General features: G+C 57.0%; 12 protein-coding genes. 4 read left to right on the top strand and 8 right to left on the bottom strand.

Annotation, left to right across the window (positions count from 1 at the left end; genetic code table 11):
- Positions 1-24: 24 nt before the first annotated feature.
- Entirely contained in the window at positions 25-600 is a 576-nt protein-coding gene (gene nfuA, locus V1566_RS01340; protein ID WP_029742206.1) for a Fe-S biogenesis protein NfuA, read from the bottom strand.
- A 61-nt stretch (positions 601-661) separates the two neighbouring features.
- Positions 662-1,345, bottom strand: coding sequence for a DNA utilization protein GntX (gntX, locus tag V1566_RS01335; protein ID WP_395304856.1), 684 nt, complete (start codon positions 1,343-1,345; stop codon positions 662-664).
- A gap of 36 nt (positions 1,346-1,381) precedes the next feature.
- On the opposite strand from gntX, the gene bioH reads away from it, so the two are divergent.
- Both bioH and V1566_RS01325 read left to right on the top strand, forming a co-directional pair.
- Entirely contained in the window at positions 1,382-2,155 is a 774-nt protein-coding gene (gene bioH, locus V1566_RS01330) for a pimeloyl-ACP methyl ester esterase BioH (protein ID WP_395304855.1), read from the top strand.
- A 111-nt stretch (positions 2,156-2,266) separates the two neighbouring features.
- Positions 2,267-2,536, top strand: coding sequence for a YdgH/BhsA/McbA-like domain containing protein (locus tag V1566_RS01325; protein ID WP_048226350.1), 270 nt, complete (start codon positions 2,267-2,269; stop codon positions 2,534-2,536).
- Between the two features lie 34 nt (positions 2,537-2,570).
- Here the strand turns inward: V1566_RS01325 and feoC are convergent, their stop codons facing one another.
- The 5 genes from feoC to greB all read right to left on the bottom strand — a co-directional run bounded on the left by feoC (position 2,571) and on the right by greB (position 8,605).
- The gene (feoC, locus tag V1566_RS01320) at positions 2,571-2,807 is read right to left on the bottom strand and encodes a [Fe-S]-dependent transcriptional repressor FeoC (protein WP_395304854.1); all 237 of its coding nucleotides are present in this window, start codon (positions 2,805-2,807) and stop codon (positions 2,571-2,573) included.
- Positions 2,808-2,817: 10 nt separating this feature from the next.
- On the bottom strand, positions 2,818-5,136 hold the full coding sequence (feoB, locus tag V1566_RS01315) for a Fe(2+) transporter permease subunit FeoB (protein WP_395304853.1): 2,319 nt from the start codon (positions 5,134-5,136) through the stop codon (positions 2,818-2,820).
- A gap of 30 nt (positions 5,137-5,166) precedes the next feature.
- On the bottom strand, positions 5,167-5,394 hold the full coding sequence (gene feoA / locus V1566_RS01310) for a ferrous iron transporter A (protein ID WP_008503050.1): 228 nt from the start codon (positions 5,392-5,394) through the stop codon (positions 5,167-5,169).
- A 319-nt stretch (positions 5,395-5,713) separates the two neighbouring features.
- The gene (locus V1566_RS01305) at positions 5,714-8,044 is read right to left on the bottom strand and encodes a Tex family protein (RefSeq protein WP_395304852.1); all 2,331 of its coding nucleotides are present in this window, start codon (positions 8,042-8,044) and stop codon (positions 5,714-5,716) included.
- 87 nt (positions 8,045-8,131) lie between these two features.
- Positions 8,132-8,605, bottom strand: a complete 474-nt coding sequence (gene greB, locus V1566_RS01300; RefSeq protein ID WP_395304851.1) for a transcription elongation factor GreB — start codon at positions 8,603-8,605, stop codon at positions 8,132-8,134.
- Positions 8,606-8,833: 228 nt separating this feature from the next.
- On the opposite strand from greB, the gene ompR reads away from it, so the two are divergent.
- Both ompR and envZ read left to right on the top strand, forming a co-directional pair.
- Entirely contained in the window at positions 8,834-9,553 is a 720-nt protein-coding gene (ompR, locus tag V1566_RS01295) for a two-component system response regulator OmpR (protein ID WP_001157751.1), read from the top strand.
- Positions 9,550-10,896, top strand: a complete 1,347-nt coding sequence (gene envZ / locus V1566_RS01290) for a two-component system sensor histidine kinase EnvZ (protein ID WP_023309494.1) — start codon at positions 9,550-9,552, stop codon at positions 10,894-10,896. The genes ompR and envZ overlap by 4 nt, the downstream gene beginning before the upstream one ends.
- A gap of 125 nt (positions 10,897-11,021) precedes the next feature.
- On the opposite strand, the gene pckA is transcribed toward envZ, so the two are convergent.
- Positions 11,022-12,641 (bottom strand): phosphoenolpyruvate carboxykinase (ATP), encoded by a 1,620-nt coding sequence (pckA, locus tag V1566_RS01285; protein WP_395304850.1) that lies wholly within the window; start codon positions 12,639-12,641, stop codon positions 11,022-11,024.
- Between the last annotated feature and the right edge of the window lie 340 nt (positions 12,642-12,981).

Here is a 12,981-nt window from a genome sequence, read left to right as displayed (position 1 = left end):
CGGGCAATACGAACGTGTAAAGAATCAGTAGTAGGAGTGCTCGCCGCGCTGGTGCTCGGTCAGGTCACGCACGCCTTTCAGTTCAGGGAACTCGTTCAGCAGCTGCTTCTCGATCCCTTCCTTCAGGGTTACGTCGACCATCGAACAGCCGTTACAGCCGCCGCCGAACTGCAGGATCGCCAGACCGTCTTCCGTGATTTCCATCAGGGTTACACGGCCACCGTGGCCCGCCAGCTGTGGGTTGATCTGGGATTGCAGCAGATACTCAACGCGCTCCATCAGCGGGGCATCGTCAGACACTTTACGCATTTTCGCGTTCGGCGCTTTCAGGGTCAGCTGAGAACCCAACTGATCGGTGACGAAGTCGATCTCCGCATCTTCAAGATACGGTGCGCTCAGCTCATCAACGTAGGCGGTGAGCTGTTCAAATTTAAGGGCAGTGTCAGTCGCTTCCACAGCGTCCGGAGGACAATAAGAAACACCACATTCTGCATTCGGAGTGCCTGGATTAATCACAAACACGCGGATCTGCGTCCCTTCTTCCTGATTTGCCAGCAGTTTGGCAAAGTGCGCTTGTGCAGAATCGGAAATACGGATCATAGCTTTGGCCTAATAGTTGACTAAATTACCTGGGTATAATCATACGCCCATTGAAGAAGGGCTACAAGGTACGGCACAGACACCATACCTGAACCGACGCCGCGCCGCTTCGCAAAAGCAGTCGGGAAAGTTCAGCAACGGTACTGCCCGTGGTGACGACATCATCCACGATCGCGATATGGAGACCGTCGACCGGCAATTCAAGGCGAAAGGCATTTTTGAGGTTTCTTTTGCGAAGCCGGGCGCTGAGCTGATGCTGGATGGCGGTGGCATGAACACGTGTAAGCGCGCTTGCCTCATACCGACAGCCTAGCCACCGTGCGAGGGGACGGCAGATCAGGTCACTCTGATTATAGCCGCGCCGCCAGTGCCGACGCCGGTATAAGGGGACATTCACCACCATGTCGATTTTCGGCAGTGCGCGCATGCGTCGTGCCTGCAAAACCGCCAGCAATAGCAGGCGGGCAAGGGGCTGCGCCAGCGAGCTCTGCCCGGAAAACTTCAGCGCATGAACGAGTCTGCTCAGCGGGGGGACATAATCATCCACGGCTACCAGCGCGCTCCACGGCGGGGATTTTTTCAGGCAACGGCCACAGGGCAAAGAGGGATTTGTGGCCGGTAAACCACATTGTAGACAGGCCCCGATACGCCATTCCAGCGATCGCGTGCAGACGGAGCAGACACCCCACTGGCTAAGCGCCAGCGGCATTTGGCATAGCCAGCACAAGCCAGGTACTGTTAGCATATGCAACCTCCATGTGAAAAAAGAGAACAGTAACTGATGAAGACGCTGTGGTGGCAGACCGTAGGGACGGGAAATTGCCATCTTGTGCTGCTGCACGGATGGGGCCTGAATGCGGAGATATGGCATTGCATACGTGAGGAACTTGCCTCGCATTTCACCTTGCATCTGGTGGATTTACCCGGCTTTGGCCGCAGCCGCGGTTTTGGCGCGTTATCTCTTGATGAGATGGCGCAGCAGATTCTGGACGCTGCGCCGCAAAAAGCTGTCTGGCTGGGCTGGAGCCTGGGTGGGCTGGTTGCGAGCCAGATTGCACTGTCGCGGCCAGACCGCGTACAAGCCCTGGTGACGGTGGCGTCGTCACCCTGTTTTAGCGCGCAGGACGCGTGGCCAGGGATCAAACCTGAAGTGCTGGCGGGCTTTCAGCAGCAGCTGAGCGAAGATTTCCAGCGGACCGTAGAGCGGTTCCTGGCATTGCAGACAATGGGCACTGATACCGCGCGTAAAGATGCCCGAACGCTGAAGCAGACCGTGCTTTCGCTGCCGATGCCGGAGGTTGAGGTGCTTAACGGGGGTCTTGAGCTCCTGAAAACGGTTGACCTGCGCGAGCCGCTGGCCGCGCTGAAGGTACCGCACCTGCGGATCTACGGTAACCTCGACGGGATTGTGCCGCGTAAAGTGGTTCCGCTGCTGGATTCACTCTGGCCGGACAGCGAATCGCAGATCATCGCCAAAGCCGCACATGCCCCGTTTATCTCCCATCCGACGGAGTTTTGTGCAGCGCTCATTGCGTTAAGTCAACGTTTAGACTGATTATTTTCTATCCAGCCTGGAAAAAGTTACACACCGCAACCATACTCCAGATGTCGTTGCGGTTGTTCTGCCTACGATAATCAAAACAACAATCCTATGGAGAGTCAGGTTATGAAACTTGTTACAGGTATTGTCACTTCTCTGGTTATTGGGTCACTGTCATTTGGCGTCTTTGCGGCAAAAGAGCTGGAAAAAGATAAAGTTGCCGGCATGAATCTGACGAAAATTGGTGAGATTACTACGTCTGACACCACCGCGCCGATGGACGCGAGAAAAGAGCTGTCGAAGAAAGCGGATGAGCTGGGCGGAACGTACTACGTCGTCACCAGCGCTGAAAAGCAGACCAAAAACGTACGCGCAACGGCGGACGTCTACAAGTAATACGATAAAGCCAGGCAGCGATGTCTGGCTTTTATTAACGCAGTGCCCACCACTCCCTGAGGCAGGCCTTTCCTTCCGGACAGCTTTTACAACTGCCGGAGAGACAGCCGTCCGCGTCTTCCTGAATCCTCACGGCTTTCCCCATGACTTCAAGTTTTTCCAGCATGGCATCGATCATCGGCTGCGGCGTATGCAGGCTGAGGCTCAGCTGTTTCGCCTCCATCCGCCCTTGTAGTGCCAGCAGGTCACGAACCTGAATCAACGATGCCATGGTGTGCTCCTTAGTGGCAGTCGCCCGCCGGGCTGCTGCAGCAGGTTGCGGCGGTTTTACGGTTTGCCAGCAGGTCGATATCAACGCGGCTACGCGCCCTGCGCAGCAGGCCGAGAACGATCACGTTAAACAGCACAACCGCGAGAATGCAGACCATGCTGTAGCGCGGGTGCTGGCTGAAATTGACGGTTTGATAAAACAGCGTCGCCAGCGAGTAAGCGATATTCAGCCCCCACAGGATAGAGAAGCCCATCCAGCCGCGGCTGGACTCGCGGGCAATCGCCCCCATCACGGAGATACACGGAATGTAGAGCAGAACAAAGATAAGGTAGCTGTAGGCCGCAGACGCGCTGCCAAATTTCTCGCCCATCACGCCCATGGCACCCGTCGCCATTTCGCCGTCACCTTTGCTCGCCTCAATAGGGTTCGCCAGCACGCTCAGGCTGAAGGTGTCTTTCAGGCTCTGCCAGGTCTCCTCTACGGCACCCAGCAGTTCATGTCCGAGATGAAACTCTGCCGGATTAAATTCCTGTTCCTGAATGTTCTCAGCGGTGTAAAGCGTGTTCAGGGTGCCGACAACCACCTCTTTCGCCATCGCGCCGGTGAACAGCCCGACGGTTGCCTGCCAGTTATCCTCATGTACGCCAATCGGTTTGAAGACCGGCGTGATGACGCGGCTGACGGAGGCGAGGGCAGAGTCATTGATGTTATCTGCCGCCTGCCCGCTGAGGGTGAAGCTGTTCAGCGCGCTCAGGAAAATGCTGACGACGACAATTACCTTACCGGCGCGTAGCACAAAGCCTTTCAGGCGCTGCCAGGTCTGGATCGCCAGACTTTTCAGATGCGGCACGTGATACACCGGCAGCTCCATCACAAACGGTGACGCTTCACCGCGCATGATGGTGTGCTTCAGCATTAAACCGGTGAGGATCGCCATCACGATGCCCAGCACGTACAGCGAAAAGACCGCCAGCGCGCCCTGCTGACCAAAGAAGGCTGCAGCAAAGACCGCAAAGATTGCCAGACGGGCACCGCAGGACATAAACGGCGCCATCATGATGGTCATCAGACGCTCACGCGGTGCATCCAGGGTGCGCGCGCCCATCACCGACGGCACGTTACAGCCGAAGCCGACAATCAGTGGGACGAAGGATTTACCCGGCAGACCCAGCGCCTGCATCAGACGATCCATCACGAACGCGGCGCGCGCCATGTAGCCGGAATCTTCCAGGAACGAGAGGAACAGATACATCATGCCAATCTGCGGCACCAGAGGCAGAACGGTGTTGATACCGCCGCCGATCCCCTGTGCGAGGAAGATGGTTAACCATTCCGGGAAGTGCAGGGTGTAACCCACCCACTGAATACCGTGTACGAAGACCGCGACGGAACCGGCGTCGAAAATGGGCTGGAGTGCGCCACCGATGTTAATGGCGAGCAGGAACATCACGTACATCACCAGCAGGAAGATGGGCAGACCGAGGAAGCGGTTAAGCACAACTTTATCCACCGCCGCCGTAAAGCGGCTGGGTTCTGCCGTCAGGGCATTGCTGACCACGTCGCAAATCGCGGCGATGGCCTGATAGCGCGCATCAGCGATGTGCAGCGCCGGGTCGTCCAGCTCGTCGCTAAGACGGGCCACCGTCGCGTCCAGTTTATCTGCCGCATGCCCGGCGTAAGCGCGACTGTAGATATCCCCTTCCAGCATCTGCAGGCCGAGCCAGAGACGCTGTTTTACAGGCATGCTGTTGTCCATCTCCTGCGCCAGTAAATTGGCTTCGCGCAGGAGAGGCTGCGCGTAATGCACCAGCTCAATGTCGCGATTACCCTCGTGACGGTCTATGGCCAGCTTCAGCGCATCTATACCGCGAGCGCGCGTCGAGACCAGCGGAACGACCGGGCACCCCAGGCGCGCGGAGAGGGCATCGACGTCGATGCGCAGCTTTTGTTTCTCCGCAATGTCGAGCATGTTGAGCGCCACGATGCAGGGTATACCCAGCTCCAGCAGCTGCAGCGTCAGATAAAGGTTACGCTCGAGGTTGGAGGCGTCGACCACGTTAATCAGCAGGTCCGCGTCGCCGCTTAGAATGTAGTGGCAGGCGATCTGCTCATCGAGCGAGGTTTGCGACGAAATGGTGGTTAAGGAGTAGGTGCCGGGAAGGTCAACCAGCGTCACCTGGCTGTCTGTTGTCGTGAACTGGCCCTCTTTACGCTCAACCGTCACGCCCGACCAGTTGCCCACGCGCTGGCGTGCGCCGGTCAGCTGGTTAAAAAGCGTGGTTTTGCCGGAATTAGGATTACCAATTAAGCCAATAGTTAACTTTTTCATTTTTTTAGACTCACTGAAACCGCTGGCTTGTTATCGGGATAAGGCTTCGACTTCTATTAATGCGAGGTCTTTCTTACGCAGTACCAGGTTCACGCGGCGGGTTTCGATATGAACCGGGTCACCTAGCGGTGCCACGCGCACGACCTGGAATGACGAGCCGGGCAGCATGCCCAGCGACAGCAGCTTTTGCCGATAGGCCGGGCTAATTTCGCGGGTAAAACCGGTAATCTTCCATGCACTGTCTGGAGTGAATTGCATAACGCCTGATTCCACGAAAGGTTAAATTATCTACTATGGGATGATAATGAGAATAGTTTTTATCAGCAATAATAAAACTGTGACGGAATGTTGTTTGCGATATTAATTTACGGCCTTTTTGACCTTGCTCAATATTTGCTGAATTGTCTGGAAAACGAAAAGGGGAGTATTTGTTAACGGGGTGATAATTAGTGGTTTAAATATGGCTACATTCTATTTATTTTAATTCCCTGCGGCCTGCTTGCCGGGCGGCACTGCGTTTGCCCGGCCTACAAAACCGTAGGCCCGGTAAGCGCAGCGCCACCGGGCATCGATAACCTTAGCGTTTCTTACCCATCGCTGCCGCCAGCGCATCCATCATCGCGCTGTTGCCTGCAGGCTGAGCATCACGTCCGCGCGGTTTTGCGGCTTTCGCGGCCGGGCGCTGCTGCTCGCGGCCACCGCCATTGCCGCCACGGCGCGCGTTGGTGTCGCCAGGCTGCTCGTCCAGACGCATGGTCAGGGCGATACGCTTGCGCTGCAGATCCACTTCCAGCACTTTGACCTTCACGATATCGCCCGCTTTGACCACGGTGTGCGGGTCTTCAACGAACTTGTCGGCAAGGGAAGAGATATGGACCAGACCGTCCTGATGCACGCCGATATCCACAAACGCGCCAAAGTTGGTGACGTTGGTCACCGCGCCTTCCAGCACCATGCCGGGCAGCAGGTCGTTCATGGTTTCTACACCGTCAGCAAAGGTCGCCGTTTTGAATTCAGGACGCGGATCGCGGCCCGGCTTTTCCAGCTCTTTGATGATGTCGGTGACGGTTGGGACACCAAATTTGTCATCGGTGAAATCAACGGCCTTCAGGTTGCGCAGGGCGCTGTTGTCACCCATGAGATCTTTCAGTGCCTGCTGGGTGGCGGCCAGAATACGCTCCACAACCGGGTACGCTTCCGGGTGAACGGTAGAGGCATCCAGCGGGTTATCGCCGTGGTTGATGCGCAGGAAGCCCGCACACTGTTCAAAGGCTTTTGGCCCCAGACGGCTCACCTTCAGCAGCTGCTGACGGTTCTGGAACTGGCCGTTCTCATCACGCCAGGCGACGATGTTCTGCGCCATCATGCGGGTTAAGCCCGCCACGCGGGTCAACAGGGGAACGGAGGCGGTGTTCAGGTCAACGCCGACGGCGTTTACGCAGTCTTCCACCACCGCATCCAGCTTGCGCGCCAGCTGAGTCTGGCTCACGTCGTGCTGATACTGGCCCACGCCGATAGATTTCGGATCGATCTTCACCAGCTCCGCCAGCGGATCCTGCAGGCGGCGTGCGATAGAGACCGCACCGCGCAGAGAAACGTCCAGATCCGGGAACTCCTGCGCCGCCAGCTCGGACGCGGAATAGACGGATGCCCCCGCTTCGCTGACGATCACTTTCTGTGCCGTCACTTTCGGGAACTGCTTCTGCACGTCGAGGTAGAAACGTTCGGTTTCGCGGGACGCCGTACCGTTGCCGATGGCAACCAGCTCCACATTGAACTTCTCGCACAGCGCCGCCACCACGACGGCCGCTTTCGCTGCCTGGCCGGTGTGCGGATAAATGGTATCGGTCGCCACCAGCTTGCCGGTGCCGTCAACCACAGCGACCTTCACGCCGGTACGCAGGCCCGGATCGAGACCCATGGTCGCGCGCAGGCCGGCAGGGGCGGCCATCAGCAGGTCGTGCAGGTTACGGGCGAAGACGTTAATCGCTTCATCTTCGGCGCGCTCGCGCACGGTGCCCATCAGCTCGGTTTCAAGGTGCATCAGCACTTTGATGCGCCAGGTCCAGCTCACCACGCCTTTACGCCAGCTGTCCGCCGGGGCGTTGTTCAGGCGCAGGCCGAGATGGTCGATAATGATCTGCTCGCAGTGGCTCTCTTTCGGCGGCTCGTCAAACTGCGGGTCGGCGTTCAGGGAGAGCTGCAGCACGCCTTCGTTGCGGCCACGGAACATCGCCAGCGCGCGGTGTGAAGGGGTGGTAGAGATCGGTTCGTGATGATCGAAGTAGTCGCGGAATTTCGCGCCTTCTTCCTCTTTACCCGCGACGACGGTAGAGACGATGTGGGCATTCTTCCACAGGTAATCACGCACTTTAGCGAGCAGGGCGGCGTCTTCGGCGAAGCGCTCCATCAGAATGTAGCGTGCGCCGTCGAGAGCGGCCTTGGTGTCCGCTACGCCTTTGTCGGCGTCGATAAATTTGGCGGCTTCGGTTTCCGGGGCGTGGGACGGCTCGTTCCACAGCAGGTCGGCCAGCGGCTCAAGGCCCGCTTCAATCGCAATCTGCCCGCGCGTGCGGCGCTTCGGCTTGTACGGCAGATAGAGATCTTCGAGTTCGGTTTTGCTCAGGGTACCGTTAATGGCGCTTTCCAGATCGCTGGTCAGTTTGCCCTGTTCGCCGATGGATTTGAGGATCGCCTGACGACGTTCTTCCAGTTCGCGCAGATAGCCCAGACGGGTCTCCAGGTTACGCAGCTGCGTGTCGTCCAGACCGCCGGTGACTTCCTTACGATAGCGTGCAATAAACGGCACGGTGTTCCCTTCATCAAGCAGGCGAACGGCAGCTTCTACCTGTTCGGCTCTGGCCTGAATATCACCCGCAATAATGCGGCAGAGCGAATCTTTCATCATGGCTTTATCATCTGTTGAGTCGAAAAATCAGGGGATAGTTATACGGGCTGACACGGCAAAATGCCAGCCGGGGAGGGCGCTCTCGGACTATTTTACGTAGACGATCTCATTGACGTACCAGCTGGCTTCACCTGCGGGGGTCTGAACTACGGCCAGATCGCCCACTTCCTTTTTCAGCAGTGCGCGGGCCATCGGGGAGTCGATGGAGATGTAATCCTTACGACCAAAAATTTCATCGTAGCCGACAATGCGAAAACGCAGGGTGTCACCGTCGTCGTTTTCAATCTCCACCCATGCGCCGAAGAACACTTTGCCCTCCTGCTGCGGGGAGTAATCGACAATTTTGAGATGCTCGAGGCACTTCGTCAGATAGCGAACCCGGCGGTCGATCTCACGCAGTCGCTTTTTGTTGTACTGGTAGTCAGCATTTTCGCTGCGATCGCCCAGGCTTGCCGCCCAGGTCACCTTTTTGGTCACTTCAGGACGCTCTTCGCGCCAGAGGTAATCCATCTCTTTTTTGAGTTTCTCATACCCTTCGCGGGTGATCAGGGGCGTTTTCATGGTAAAGCCTTTGCTGCCGGTTTTCTGTCTTGCGCACAATACGTACCACACAGTGTAACAGACAGGATTAATAATGATTTATGTGATGAAATGAGCAGATAAGCTGCTGTTAAATATGCTTTGTAACAATTTCGACTAGAATTTATACCAGAATTAGCTGGTCGAATACGTGCACTTTTTTAGAATACGCTGTTACAAAGACTATCCGAACCTTTGGGAGTACACACAATGCAAGAGAACTACAAAATTCTGGTCGTGGATGACGACATGCGCCTGCGTGCGCTGCTGGAACGTTATCTGACCGAGCAGGGCTTCCAGGTTCGTAGCGTCGCGAACGCCGAGCAGATGGACCGTCTACTGACCCGTGAATCTTTCCACCTGATGGTTCTTGACCTGATGCTGCCTGGTGAAGACGGGCTCTCTATTTGCCGCCGTCTGCGCAGCCAGAGCAACCCGATGCCGATCATCATGGTGACGGCGAAGGGCGAGGAAGTTGACCGTATCGTGGGCCTTGAAATCGGCGCGGACGACTACATTCCAAAACCGTTTAACCCGCGTGAACTGCTGGCGCGTATTCGCGCTGTTCTCCGCCGTCAGGCGAACGAACTGCCTGGCGCACCGTCTCAGGAAGAAGCCGTCATTGCCTTCGGCAAGTTCAAGCTGAATCTCGGCACGCGCGAAATGTTCCGTGAAGACGAGCCAATGCCACTCACCAGCGGCGAGTTTGCGGTACTGAAAGCGCTGGTCAGCCACCCGCGTGAACCACTTTCCCGTGACAAGCTGATGAACCTGGCGCGTGGTCGCGAATACTCCGCAATGGAACGCTCCATTGACGTACAGATCTCTCGCCTGCGCCGCATGGTGGAAGAAGATCCTGCTCATCCTCGTTATATTCAGACCGTATGGGGTCTGGGCTACGTGTTCGTCCCGGACGGCTCTAAAGCATGAGGCGAATGCGCTTCTCGCCGCGTAGCTCGTTTGCCCGCACTCTGTTACTGATCGTCACCCTGCTGTTCGTCAGCCTGGTGACGACCTATCTGGTGGTGCTGAACTTTGCGATTTTGCCGAGCCTCCAGCAGTTTAATAAGGTCCTGGCCTATGAAGTCCGTATGCTGATGACCGATAAACTGCAGCTGGAGGACGGCACGCAGCTCGTCGTTCCCCCGGCGTTTCGTCGTGAAATCTACCGTGAGCTGGGCATTTCGCTCTACTCCAACGAAGCGGCGGAAGATGCTGGCCTGCGCTGGGCGCAGCACTACGAATTTCTCAGCCAGCAGATGGCGCAGCAGCTGGGCGGCCCAACGGAAGTGCGCGTTGAGGTCAACAAAAGCTCGCCCGTCGTCTGGCTGAAAACCTGGCTGTCACCCAATATCTGGGTGCGCGTCCCGCTGACCGAAATCCATCAGGGCGACTTCTCGCCGCTGTTCCGCTACACGCTGGCGATTATGCTGCTGGCGATAGGCGGCGCGTGGCTATTTATCCGTATACAGAACCGACCGCTGGTCGACCTGGAGCACGCTGCGCTGCAGGTCGGTAAAGGAATTATTCCTCCTCCGCTGCGCGAGTATGGCGCCTCGGAAGTCCGTTCGGTAACGCGCGCGTTTAACCATATGGCGGCAGGCGTGAAGCAGCTGGCGGATGACCGTACGCTGCTGATGGCGGGCGTCAGCCATGACCTGCGCACGCCGCTAACGCGTATTCGTCTGGCGACGGAGATGATGGGCGAAGAGGACGGTTATCTCGCCGAGTCCATTAACAAGGACATCGAAGAGTGCAACGCCATCATCGAGCAGTTCATCGACTACCTGCGCACCGGGCAGGAGATGCCGATGGAGATGGCCGATCTGAACGCGGTGCTGGGCGAGGTGGTGGCGGCGGAAAGCGGCTACGAGCGCGAGATTGATACTGACCTTCAGGCGGGCGAGATCCAGGTACGCATGCACCCGCTCTCGATCAAACGTGCGGTCGCCAACATGGTGGTCAACGCGGCGCGCTACGGTAATGGCTGGATCAAAGTCAGCAGCGGGTCTGAACTCAACCGCGCCTGGTTCCAGGTGGAAGACGACGGTCCGGGCATTAAGCCCGAGCAGCGTAAGCATCTGTTCCAGCCGTTTGTGCGCGGCGACAGCGCGCGCAGCACCAGCGGCACGGGCTTAGGCCTGGCGATTGTTCAGCGTATTATCGATAACCACAACGGGCTGCTGGAGATTGGCACCAGCGAGCGGGGTGGGTTGAGCATTCGCGCCTGGTTGCCGGTACCGGTGACGCGAGGGCAGGTGAAAGAGAGTTAAAAAAAGGGTGGCACTAGCCACCCTTTTTTGTAGGTCGGGTAAGGCGAAGCCGCCACCCGACAAGGTACGGTCTCTGCGGCCTGATGCCCTACCTCGACCCTCTCCCAAATGGAGAGGGTGAAGGGCTACAGCTTCGGACCCGCACTCACCAGCGCAGCTCCCGCCGGGGTATCGGTATACTTCTCGAAGTTCTCAATAAACAGCTTCGCCAGCGATTCCGCCTTCTCGCGCCACTGCTCCGGAGAACCGTACGTGTTGCGCGGGTCGAGGATATGCGTATCCACACCCGGCAGCGACGTTGGGATCGCCAGGTCAAACATCGGCAGCGTGAAGGTTTCGGCGTCGTCCAGAGAACCATCCAGAATGGCGTCGATAATCGCACGGGTATCTTTGATAGAGATACGTTTGCCGGTACCGTTCCAGCCGGTGTTCACCAGGTAGGCCTGTGCGCCGGATGCCTGCATGCGTTTCACCAGCACTTCAGCGTACTGCGTTGGGTGCAGCGACAGGAAGGCTGCGCCGAAGCAGGCGGAGAAGGTTGGGGTTGGCTCCGTCACGCCGCGTTCGGTACCTGCCAGCTTGGCGGTAAAGCCGGAGAGGAAGTGGTACTGCGTCTGGCTGGCAGTCAGGCGAGACACCGGAGGCAGCACGCCGAACGCATCCGCCGTCAGGAAAATGACCTTCGTGGCATGACCCGCTTTTGACACCGGCTTCACGATATTGTCGATGTGGTAGATCGGGTAAGAGACGCGGGTGTTTTCCGTTTTCGACGCATCGTCGAAGTCGATGGAGCCGTCGGTACGCACGGTGACGTTTTCCAGCAGCGCATCGCGACGGATCGCGTGGAAGATATCCGGCTCGGCCTCTTCAGACAGGCGAATGGTCTTCGCGTAGCAGCCGCCTTCAAAGTTGAATACGCCGTCGTCATCCCAGCCGTGTTCGTCATCGCCAATGAGACGACGTTTTGGATCGGTGGACAGGGTGGTTTTACCGGTGCCGGACAGGCCGAAGAATACCGCTACGTCGCCTTTTTCTCCGACGTTAGCCGAGCAGTGCATGGAGGCGATGCCACGCAGCGGCAGCAGGTAGTTCATGACGGAGAACATCCCTTTCTTCATTTCGCCGCCGTACCAGGTTCCGCCGATCAGCTGGATACGCTCGGTCAGGTTGAAGGCCACAAAGTTTTCGGAGTTCAGACCCTGCTCTTTCCACTGTGGATTCGTGCATTTCGCACCGTTCATCACGATGAAATCCGGGGTGAAATTCTGCAGCTCTTCGTCGGTTGGACGAATAAACATGTTTTTCACGAAATGCGCCTGCCAGGCCACTTCAGTGATAAAACGCACGGAGAGACGGGTGTCAGCGTTAGCGCCGCAGAAAGCATCGACAATGAACAGGCGCTTGCCGGAAAGTTGATGGGTGACGAGCCCTTTCAGGTGCTGCCAGGTTTCCGGGGAGAGCGGTTTGTTGTCGTTCTTCCCTTTGCCCTTGTCAGCCCACCACAGCGTATCGCGGGTGGTTTCGTCTCGGACGATATACTTATCTTTCGGCGAACGACCGGTAAAGATACCGGTATCGACGGCGATGGCACCAAGATTCGTCAACACACCACGCTCGTATCCTTCCAGTGCTGGATTGAGCTCTTCCTGATACAGCGTATCGTAGTCGGGGTTGTAGACGATTTCCTGGACGTCGTGAATACCATAAGCCATGAGATCTTGCGGGGTTAAACCAGTAACACGCATATCACTGCTCCTTAGCCAATATGTACTGCCTGAAATTGTAGGGTTTTTCTGGGGTTGTTTACCGCGACGGGGCTCATAGATTCACGCATCTGGACAAAACCCTTACTAACGGAAAACGCTGCGACTCCAGTCATAGCGCAGGCGGATTATCGCAGGAATCACTTTTTTGTTGGGGAAAATGTTCCGAAAAGGTTAAAGAGTGGTGATTTTATCGGAAGGAATGTGAATGTAATCGCATACACGTAAGAAAATTACGTAATGGTTACACTGTAAAAAACGATTCATGTCTCTTGCTCCAGATATTTCGGATTTTGAGGTGGGCGCCAGGAAATCACTTTGA

The organism is Enterobacter sp. ECC-019 (genome assembly GCF_043974075.1).
GTDB classification, from domain to species: Bacteria; Pseudomonadota; Gammaproteobacteria; order Enterobacterales; family Enterobacteriaceae; genus Enterobacter; species Enterobacter asburiae_D.
This window is presented reverse-complemented; position numbering and strand designations above follow the sequence as displayed.

Coding starts and splice junctions, on each gene's coding strand:
- nfuA (WP_029742206.1), bottom strand. CDS start 600: ATGATCCGTATTTCCGATTCTGCACAAGCGCACTTTGCCAAACTGCTG.
- gntX (WP_395304856.1), bottom strand. CDS start 1,345: ATGCTAACAGTACCTGGCTTGTGCTGGCTATGCCAAATGCCGCTGGCG.
- bioH (WP_395304855.1), top strand. CDS start 1,382: ATGAAGACGCTGTGGTGGCAGACCGTAGGGACGGGAAATTGCCATCTT.
- V1566_RS01325 (WP_048226350.1), top strand. CDS start 2,267: ATGAAACTTGTTACAGGTATTGTCACTTCTCTGGTTATTGGGTCACTG.
- feoC (WP_395304854.1), bottom strand. CDS start 2,807: ATGGCATCGTTGATTCAGGTTCGTGACCTGCTGGCACTACAAGGGCGG.
- feoB (WP_395304853.1), bottom strand. CDS start 5,136: ATGAAAAAGTTAACTATTGGCTTAATTGGTAATCCTAATTCCGGCAAA.
- feoA (WP_008503050.1), bottom strand. CDS start 5,394: ATGCAATTCACTCCAGACAGTGCATGGAAGATTACCGGTTTTACCCGC.
- V1566_RS01305 (WP_395304852.1), bottom strand. CDS start 8,044: ATGATGAAAGATTCGCTCTGCCGCATTATTGCGGGTGATATTCAGGCC.
- greB (WP_395304851.1), bottom strand. CDS start 8,605: ATGAAAACGCCCCTGATCACCCGCGAAGGGTATGAGAAACTCAAAAAA.
- ompR (WP_001157751.1), top strand. CDS start 8,834: ATGCAAGAGAACTACAAAATTCTGGTCGTGGATGACGACATGCGCCTG.
- envZ (WP_023309494.1), top strand. CDS start 9,550: ATGAGGCGAATGCGCTTCTCGCCGCGTAGCTCGTTTGCCCGCACTCTG.
- pckA (WP_395304850.1), bottom strand. CDS start 12,641: ATGCGTGTTACTGGTTTAACCCCGCAAGATCTCATGGCTTATGGTATT.